Genomic DNA, 8408 nt, shown 5'->3' with positions numbered 1-8408 from the left:
CAATAACGTCTTCTTCGATACATGCGTCTATCACCAGCCTAATCACGTCGGGCGCGGCCGGCGCCGGGACGGCGACGATCGCCAGGTCCACGGGCTCGCCAATGGCTTCGACGGTCGGAAACGCGCGCAGGCCCTGCACGGTGTCGGCCCCGGGGTTCACCGGGAACACGCGGCCGGCGTAGCCGAGTTCGCCCAACAGGCGAATCGGCATGCCGCCGACTTTCTCTGGTTGCGTCGACGCGCCGATCACCGCGATCGAACGCGGGCGCAGCAAGGGTTGCAGATCCTGCATGTTGTCTCCGTTGATGACGCGCGCGATACGTGCCGCGACGCGTTCAGCCTGGCGGGAAGGTCCGGTCCCACCTACCGGCGGCCTAGCGTCCCACGCCAGCCATGTTTTCTATTGATCGCACCATCTCGCGCAGCAACGGCGCCACGCGCTTCTCCATCGAGCCCCGCTTGACGCGCATCCCTGGGATGGCGCAGTTGAACAGCAGCGGCCGATTCATGTACACCACGCGCGAATACACCCCCACGCCATGTACATCCGCTCCCGCATCCCCTTCGTTGAGCGTGAATCCGCGCTTCGGATAGTGGGCGATGCAGTGGCACAAGGTGTCGTAACAGGCGGCGTACTCCTCGGGCCGCTCTGCACGCGCCGTGGTCATCAGTTTCTCGAATTCAGTCTTCGACAGCGTGCACAGGTACGCGCGCCCCATTGCGGTCGTCAGCACCGACCGCACCGCGCCAATCGCCGGCCGCGCCGGCGTGCCTTCCATGTGCGTGCACGATTCCAGGTAAGTCACGTCGAGCTGGTAGGCCACGCCCATCGACACCGCGCCTTCGACCTGATTGGCCAGCGCCTGCATCAGCGGTCGCGCCAGGTGGCGGACCTGCAGGCCAGCCATGTAGGGATAGCCCAGCGCCAGCACCTGGGCGCTGACGAAGTACTTGTCCAGCTTCGGCTCCCAGTCGAGGTAGCCGAGTTCGAACAACGTGCGGCAGATGCGCGATACCGTGGCCCGCGGCAACTGCAGCCGCTGCGCCAGCTCTCCGTTGCCCAATGGGCGAGGGTCGTCGATAAAGCAGCGAAGCAGCGCGAAACCCTTGGCCAGCAGCCCGCCGAACGAAGGGTCTTCGCGCCGGCGCTCTGCAATGAATTGTTCGACTGGCGTGTTCATTTGCATCTTGTCTCCTGTTTTCCAGTGTGGTCGGCGACCTCGTTGTATGTCAAAGAGCGGAATGAATTTCCAAATATTGGAAATCGTAATCCCTATCTTGACGGTGCGTGTTAGCGGCACATAAGGTTCAAAACCGAATATGAATTCGAATACGGAAATCTGCCATGCAAAGCCCCATCGCAAGTGCATCGCCCGCCTCTTCCCCCTTCCCGAGGGTAGACACGACGTCGATCCTGCAACCGCCGCGACAGCGCCGCGCGCGCGAGACCGAGCAGGCCTTGCTTGCCGCCGGCCGCAAGCTGCTGGCGGAACGTGACTTCGCAGCGGTATCGGTCGCGCAGATCGCGGCGGCCTGCCAGGTTTCCGTCGGGGCGTTCTACGGGCGCTTTCGCGACAAGATGGCGTTCTTCGACGCGCTGCGCACGCTGGTGATGGAAGAGTCAGACGCCTCGGTGGCCCGCTACATGGCCGAGCATCGCTGGGGCGAAGTACCGGCGCGGCAGATCGTCGAGAAGACCATGCGCTTCCTGGTCAATGGCTGCCACAACAATCGCGGCGTGATTCGCGCATCGCTCAAGCATTCGTCCACGCGCCCGGAGGAATGGCTGCCGCACCAGAAGAACGGCGAGGAAATCGTCGAGCGACTGGTGGCGCTGCTTACCCCCCGGCTGCCGGGTCCGGCCGAAGCCAACGAAGTCCGCGTGCGTTTCGCCATGCAGATGGTGTTCGGCATGCTCGTCAATGCCGTGCTCAACAATCCGGGCCCGCTCCGGCTCGACGACGAGCGCCTGTCCGGCGAGATGACGCGCATGGTCGCCTGCTATCTCGGGCTGGAAAACTGACAAGCCGGCCCCCAGGATTTTTCCCTCGCTTCACCCAATCCACCGCCCGCATCAGCCGCAACCATAGCGGTATGTCCCGACAGGGACCGGGCATCAAAACGAGGAGACACACCATGAAGCAAACCATTCCGCCACGACGACGATGGGTCATGCGCGCCGCGTGCGCCGCTGTGGCACTGCTGCCGCTGGCTACGTTCGCGCAAGGGGACTATCCGTCCAAGCCTATCCGGATGATCGTGCCGTATCCGGCCGGCGGATTGACTGACACAGTGGCCCGGCAACTGGCCGAAGGCCTTGGCAAGCGCCTCGGGCAGCCGGTGGTGGTCGAAAACCGGGGTGGCGCGGGCGGCATCATCGGCACGGACTTTGTCGCCAAGTCGCCGGCTGACGGCTACACCCTGCTGATGACGATTCCGGGTCCGATCACGGCCAATATCGCGCTGTACAAGAAGCTCCCGTACGACCCGCGCACCGAACTGCGGCCCATCTCCGATGTGGCCATGGCCCGCACGGTGCTGACCGTCAATTCGGCCGTGCCGGTGAAGACCGTGGCCGAGCTGATTGCCTACGCGAAGAAGGAACCGGGCAAGCTGCGTATGGGCTCCTGGGGGCCGGGCACGCAACCGCACACGATCCAGGCGTACATGGACAAGACCTACGGGGTCGATATCCTGCACGTTCCCTATCGCGGCGAAGGGCCGATGGTGACCGACCTGCTCGCCGGACAGGTCAACCTGACGATCGGATCCGTGACCACGCTGCGCCAGTACATTGCGGTCGGCAAGCTCCGACCGCTGGCCGTGGCGGGCACCACCCGCGCGAAGGCATTGCCGGATGTGCCGACGTTCACGGAGGCCGGCTACAGCGATGCCGCCTACAAGATCGTTGGCCCGACTACGCTGCTGGCGCCGGCAAAGACGCCGGATGCGATCATCGAACGGCTGGGCCGCGAGGTCAGCGCGCTGGTGAAGTCACCAGAACTGAGCGCGAAGATCGACGAATTGGGCGCGGAACCGATCGGCAATTCACCGGCCGAAGCCGAGCGCGCGTACAAGGCCTATCTGCCAGTGGTGCTCAAACTGACGGCGGATACCGGTGTGACGCTCGACTGACCTGATCTGACCAGACCTGACTGCCGGCATTGTGCCGGCAGCGCAGCGAAATCTGGCGAAATGCAGCAAAAAGATGGCCGACATGAATTTCGGCGAGGCTTGCTAGGCTCGCCAGCCGGCCCCATCTAGAATCGCTGCAACGCAGACTCTTTCGGGCGCGTCGCCGCCCGCACTTCATGGCAACGCTATTTCTGGTCCGCCACGGACAAGCCTCGTTCGGGGCCGCCAACTACGACTGCCTGTCCGATACGGGCCGCCAGCAGTCACGCTGGCTGGGCGAATATTTTCGCGACCGCGGTGTGCAGTTTCGCCGCGTGGTGGCTGGCACACTCGTGCGCCAGCAGGACACGGCCAGCGAGATCCTGGCCGGCATGGGCGTCAGCGACTTGCCTGTGGCATCGCACCCAGGCCTGAATGAGTACGACGGCGAATCGCTGTACCGCAGCTTCACCAAGGGCGCGGATCATCGCGCCCATCAGAATGGGGACTACCAGGATTACTGGCGCACGTTCCGCGCCGCATTCGCGGCCTGGACGCAGGATCAGTTGACCGGCATGCCGGAAACCTGGGCCGAGTTTGGACAGCGAATGCAGGCCGCTCTCGCCCATGCGACCGAAGGCGCCTCGCGGGAGGACGCATTGCTGGTGGTCAGTTCGGGCGGCGCCATTGGCCGTGCGGTGGCCGACCTGCTCGGCGCGCCGACGCAGACCGCCATCGAACTTAACCTGCAGTTCCGCAACACCGGCTTCTGCGAGTTGATCGTCGGACGCGGCACGCAGCGCCTGCTGAGCTTCAACAACGTGCCGCACCTGGAACTGCCGGAGCGGCGCCCCGCGATCACCTTCGCGTGAGCACCTGCCCCGGACGGGGCCGATCCCTTACCGCTGAGACAGCGCCAGCCTGCCGGCGAGCGCCAGGAACACGCTCCCGGCGAACCAGTTCACCGCGCGTTGCATCCGCGCGGAGCGCATCAGCACGCGGCCGAACGCGCCCGAGAACCAGGCGATCGAGCCGAAGACCAGCAGCGTGGCAAGGATGAACACGAAGCCAAGCACCATGATCTGAGGGGCCACCGGGCCCCGATCCGGGCTGACGAACTGCGGCAGGAATGCCAGGAAGAAGATCACGACCTTGGGGTTGGTCAGGTTCATGATCACCCCACGCAGGTACATGTGCTTGCCGGTCTTCACCTGCATCTGGGAAGAAGAAAGTTCGCCCACGGGAGCGCGGAACGCCTGCCACGCCAGATAGACGAGATACAGCGCGCCGGCGATCTTCAACACGGTGAACGCCACCGCCGATGCCGCCAGCAACGCGGCCAGGCCCACCGCCACCACCGCCGTGTGAACCAGCAGTCCCGTGCAAAGCCCCAACACCACGGTCAGGCCGGCGCGCGTGCCATGCATCGCTGACAGCAACAACACGAAGATATTGTCAGGTCCCGGCGCAAGACTGAGCAGGACGGCGATGCCGAGAAACGGCAACAGCGTATCGAGGGGTGGCATGAACGGCTCCGGAAGATGGAGCGGCCATGGTAACGATGTTCAGACCAGCTCTGCAATTGCCGCCGCGCGGATCGCCTCGGCCTTGGTCTTCAGGCGCAGCGCGATGTCGGCGCCACGCTCATTGGCCACGCGATTGATAAACGCCATGCGAAGCGGCTCGCAGAGCGTGGCGACATGCGACGCTTCGCAGAAGACCTTCCATGCCATCGGCTGGCCCACGTACTCGTCGCGGCGGCGCAGCATGGCGGCGTCGATGGCCGCGGCAATGGCGGCATCGTGCACGATCACGGCATCGGCTTGAGCAAAGGTATTCTGGAACATGGCGATCTCCTGTTTGACATCGGGACGCTGTGTTTGAAGCGCGTCTGCATTCTCCTTTCTGCAAACCACGTGCCAATCTCCAGCCCGATCAGGTAGATGCGAACCCGCGTTTCAATCGCCCCGTCTGAATCCCGCGCCAAATGGACGTTCCGGGTTTCGCCACCCTACTTCAGTCGGGCGGTCGATGCCCCTCCCGTGATCCCCGTCTGGCCGCTGCCCCAATGAAAAAGGCGTTACGGGTTACGTAACGCCTCGTTCGGAACGCGTGACACCGGTCATGCGCGAGCGCCGTCCAGGTACGGGTCGAATGACCGGGCCGGCTCCGCCGACACACCGGCCTTGTCCAGCCCTGCCACCTTGCGGGCGCCATCGGTGAATGCGTCGAACTTCCCAGCGCGGGCGCCATCGGTGTATGTGTCGTGCGTGCGGAATTCGTAGCCATACTTGTCGGCGGGCACCCGGGTCCCCGCAGTCTCTCCGGTGCGGAACTCATAGCCATACTTGTCGGCGGGTACCGTGCCTGCCTGGGCTGCGCCAAGGGCTGCAAGCGAAAGCACGAGGGTGGAAGCGAGCTTGAGGGCGATGGTCCGGGTCATGATTCTCTCCAAATATGTGAATTTGTTTAGCTGTTTTGAATCCTGCTGAACGTTCGATTTTTTGTTTGTCGCGCCGTCCATGTGCTGAACTATAGAATTCGATGCCAAGGCTGATGCAGTCAGATTCCGGACGAATTGATCAAATATTTTGAATAAAAAGCGGACACCACGCGATGCGCCCGACACCCCACTCGCACGCGTGCTTCGCGTGCCGATGCGCTACAGTGACGCGCATACAGGTGCTCCTATCGCGGCAATCCCCCCTGCCACGCCCCAACCGTCCATGCAGCGCTCACGACTACGCGTTCCAGTTTTCACTTGGCTTGCCGGCATCCTGATGGCGATGTTCCTGGCCGGTGCCGCGCAAAGCGCCGGACTGTCGCTCGCCGCAGTGGCGCAGAAGGCCAACGCCCAACCCGCTTCGGCACCCCCCGCCAGCGCGCCTCTGGCGCAATCGCTCGATCAGGTCATCAATACCTTGCAGAACGAGGGCGAACGACAGGCTTTGGTGAAGCAATTGCAGGCAGTGCGTACTGGCCTCGATGCATCGGCGGCAGAGGCGGCGGCGGGAGCGTCGGCCGCTGGCGCCAGCGCACCCTCCCCCGGTCTGATCGGCGCCGTTGCGCAGGCCATTCAGGAAATGGACAACGCGCCACACAAAAATAGCGGTGCAGTGCATTACTGGAAGTGGCGAATGGAGTTCGCCCGAGAAGAACTGCACGATGCCCTGACGATCAAGAACACCCGCAAGGCCATCGTCTCCTGGACCGAATTCGGCACCGTGTTTGCCGGGTGGGCCATGACCGGGTGGCTGCTGCGGGAACTGGCACGGCGACTGCGCCAGAACCGGTTGCGGCGGCCCAGAGACCATCAACTCCCGCGGGTACCTTCCTGGATCGATGTCAGCCTGTACTTCGTGCGCGGCATCGGACCGTGGATCGTCGCATTCGGCCTGACGGTGCTGCTCGCCTATCAGGTGTTCGGTCGCACGCCCGCCAGTGTGGGCGCCGTTCTGGTGGCCTACGCGATCGTGGCCGGCGCCGTGATGTCGGCGGTCTGCCAGGTCATCTTCACGCTGTTCCAGTCCGCGCATCGCGCGCACGCCGTGCGTGACCTGATTACCCATTCACCGATCCTGCTGTTCATCACCGGCTCACTGGCCGCACTGGGAGAGGTCAACAGCGATCCGCGTGTGATCGCCGCGCTTGGCCTCAACCTGGCGGCGTTGATCAGCACGCTGTCCAATATCCTCGCCGCGATCCTGATTGGCGTGTTTGCCGTGCGGTTTCGCCGCGCCATCGGCCAGTTGATCTCATTTCGACCGTTTGCGGTTCGGCAGGAATACCCCGCGATGATGGATCTGCTGCGCCTGGCGGGTGATGCGTGGTATCTGCCCGTGCTCGCCGTGGTCGCGGCATCGGTCATCGGCACGATCATGGCCACCGGCCATGCCGACGAATTCCTGCGGCGCGCGGTCATCACGGTGGCATTGTTCGTGACCGCCACGCTGTTGACGCTCGTGGTGGGCCGATCACCCAAGGCAACTGTGCGCGCTCCGCGCCTGCGCGATCGGCGGCGCTCCGCGTACGTCCAGCGCTTTGGCCGCTTTGGCGCGGCGCTGATCCGCGTGGTGATCTGGATCACATTCCTGGAACTCAACGCGCGTATCTGGCAGACCTCGCTGATACGAATTGCCCAATCGACCGCCGCCGGCCGTCACATCACCGAGTCGCTGCTCGGGGTGGTCGGCGTGGTGCTGCTGGCATGGCTGGCCTGGCTGCTGATCGACACGGCCATCACCCAGACGCTTTCCCCCACGCACGGCCGCGCCGCGCAGCCCAGCCTGCGCGCCAAGACCATCCTGCCCCTCGTGCGTAATGCGTCATTCGTGAGCGTGCTCGTGGTAGCGATGATCGCGGTGCTGGCCAACCTTGGCGTCAACGTCACGCCGTTGCTCGCCGGCGCAGGGGTGGTCGGGCTGGCCATCGGCTTCGGTGCGCAAACGCTGGTGCAGGATTTGATCACCGGTTTGTTCATCGTCGTCGAGGATACGATCGCCATCGGCGATTCGATCGAGTTGCCGGACCATGTCGGCGTAGTCGAGGCCATGACGATCCGGACCGTGCGACTGCGCGACGGCAAGGGCGCCGTGCACACGCTGCCATACAGCCAGATCAAGGCCGTCAAGAACCTGTCGCGCGGCTATGCCTTCGCCGTCTTCAACATCTCGATTGCCTATCAGAGCGACTTCGAGCGGGCATTGGAACTCGTGCGCGAAACCGGCGCCGAGGTGGCGCGCGACCATCGCTACAGCCGCAATTTGCTGTCCGGTCTGGACATCCTGGGGCTCGACCGCTTCGACCCCACCGGTCAGGTCGTTCTGGCCCAGTTCAAGACACGGCCGCTCACCCAGTACGAAATCACGCGGGCCTTCAACGTCCGGCTCAAGCGCAACTTCGACGCCAACGGCATTCGACTGGCCGTACCGTTCGTGACGGTGCAGGTGGATGGCGGCGGCACTGAGGAAGAGATCGCGACAGCCGCCGCGGCTGGCGCAGGCGCCGATCTCGTCACCCGAAAAGCTGGCAAGCCGGCCTGACGGCGCTGCCAATGTGAACATAGGGGCGCGCCCGCATAGGGGTGTCTCATTTGTGCAATGGCGCTCCAATACATTTGACCGGAAAATTTTGAAATACGGGGGTCACGGCATTACTATCTCGCGAGCTTCCATGATGCCTGCGTGAAGGTTCGCGCACCTTGTGCAGAAACCCTGAAACGCAGGCGCGGCGCGGGACTCTCCCCTCCCAAGGCGGGATGTTCCAGCCTCGCGGTTTTGCACGATCATGGTGAA

Annotated in this window: 9 protein-coding genes; 4 read left to right on the top strand and 5 right to left on the bottom strand. The window is 63.9% G+C overall.

The genetic code is table 11. The annotated features are described in order from the left end of the window. Together D769_RS16375 and D769_RS16370 are read right to left on the bottom strand one after the other, a co-directional pair. Nucleotides 1-292 (bottom strand): CoA-binding protein (locus tag D769_RS16375; protein WP_008647036.1); only part of this gene is annotated, 292 nt, incomplete at its 3' end. 82 nt (nucleotides 293-374) lie between these two features. Next, the gene (locus D769_RS16370) at nucleotides 375-1181 is read right to left on the bottom strand and encodes a helix-turn-helix domain-containing protein (RefSeq protein ID WP_008647034.1); all 807 of its coding nucleotides are present in this window, start codon (nucleotides 1179-1181) and stop codon (nucleotides 375-377) included. 164 nt (nucleotides 1182-1345) lie between these two features. Here D769_RS16370 and D769_RS16365 point away from each other — a divergent pair, with 164 nt between their 5' ends. The 3 genes from D769_RS16365 (at nucleotide 1346) to D769_RS16355 (ending at nucleotide 3986) form a co-directional block, all read left to right on the top strand. Next, the gene (locus D769_RS16365) at nucleotides 1346-2023 is read left to right on the top strand and encodes a TetR/AcrR family transcriptional regulator (RefSeq protein WP_008647033.1); all 678 of its coding nucleotides are present in this window, start codon (nucleotides 1346-1348) and stop codon (nucleotides 2021-2023) included. Nucleotides 2024-2136: 113 nt separating this feature from the next. Next, nucleotides 2137-3135, top strand: coding sequence for a tripartite tricarboxylate transporter substrate binding protein (locus D769_RS16360; protein WP_008647032.1), 999 nt, complete (start codon nucleotides 2137-2139; stop codon nucleotides 3133-3135). Between the two features lie 176 nt (nucleotides 3136-3311). After that, on the top strand, nucleotides 3312-3986 hold the full coding sequence (locus tag D769_RS16355; protein WP_008647031.1) for a histidine phosphatase family protein: 675 nt from the start codon (nucleotides 3312-3314) through the stop codon (nucleotides 3984-3986). Nucleotides 3987-4013: 27 nt separating this feature from the next. Here D769_RS16355 and D769_RS16350 read toward each other — a convergent pair whose 3' ends face one another. From D769_RS16350 to D769_RS16340, 3 genes are all read right to left on the bottom strand, one after another. Then, a complete protein-coding gene (locus D769_RS16350) occupies nucleotides 4014-4640 on the bottom strand; it encodes a LysE family translocator (RefSeq protein WP_008647030.1) in 627 nt (208 codons plus the stop codon). Nucleotides 4641-4679: 39 nt separating this feature from the next. Then, on the bottom strand, nucleotides 4680-4961 hold the full coding sequence (locus tag D769_RS16345; RefSeq protein ID WP_008647029.1) for a hypothetical protein: 282 nt from the start codon (nucleotides 4959-4961) through the stop codon (nucleotides 4680-4682). 275 nt (nucleotides 4962-5236) lie between these two features. Beyond that, nucleotides 5237-5557 (bottom strand): hypothetical protein, encoded by a 321-nt coding sequence (locus tag D769_RS16340; protein ID WP_008647028.1) that lies wholly within the window; start codon nucleotides 5555-5557, stop codon nucleotides 5237-5239. 337 nt (nucleotides 5558-5894) lie between these two features. Between D769_RS16340 and D769_RS16335 the strand changes: the two genes are divergently transcribed. Then, nucleotides 5895-8156 (top strand): mechanosensitive ion channel family protein, encoded by a 2262-nt coding sequence (locus tag D769_RS16335; protein ID WP_008647026.1) that lies wholly within the window; start codon nucleotides 5895-5897, stop codon nucleotides 8154-8156. Nucleotides 8157-8408: the final 252 nt, after the last annotated feature.

Origin of the sequence: Cupriavidus sp. HMR-1 (assembly GCF_000319775.1) — a bacterium.
Taxonomy (GTDB): domain Bacteria; phylum Pseudomonadota; class Gammaproteobacteria; order Burkholderiales; family Burkholderiaceae; genus Cupriavidus; species Cupriavidus metallidurans.
Note: the sequence above shows the minus strand (reverse complement) of the source record. Positions and strands in the feature narration are given on the sequence as shown.

Bases quoted from the DNA above. Each gene is read 5' to 3' on its own strand.
- D769_RS16370 (WP_008647034.1), bottom strand. From the start codon at position 1,181: ATGAACACGCCAGTCGAACAATTCATTGCAGAGCGCCGGCGCGAAGAC.
- D769_RS16365 (WP_008647033.1), top strand. From the start codon at position 1,346: ATGCAAAGCCCCATCGCAAGTGCATCGCCCGCCTCTTCCCCCTTCCCG.
- D769_RS16360 (WP_008647032.1), top strand. From the start codon at position 2,137: ATGAAGCAAACCATTCCGCCACGACGACGATGGGTCATGCGCGCCGCG.
- D769_RS16355 (WP_008647031.1), top strand. From the start codon at position 3,312: ATGGCAACGCTATTTCTGGTCCGCCACGGACAAGCCTCGTTCGGGGCC.
- D769_RS16350 (WP_008647030.1), bottom strand. From the start codon at position 4,640: ATGCCACCCCTCGATACGCTGTTGCCGTTTCTCGGCATCGCCGTCCTG.
- D769_RS16345 (WP_008647029.1), bottom strand. From the start codon at position 4,961: ATGTTCCAGAATACCTTTGCTCAAGCCGATGCCGTGATCGTGCACGAT.
- D769_RS16340 (WP_008647028.1), bottom strand. From the start codon at position 5,557: ATGACCCGGACCATCGCCCTCAAGCTCGCTTCCACCCTCGTGCTTTCG.
- D769_RS16335 (WP_008647026.1), top strand. From the start codon at position 5,895: ATGGCGATGTTCCTGGCCGGTGCCGCGCAAAGCGCCGGACTGTCGCTC.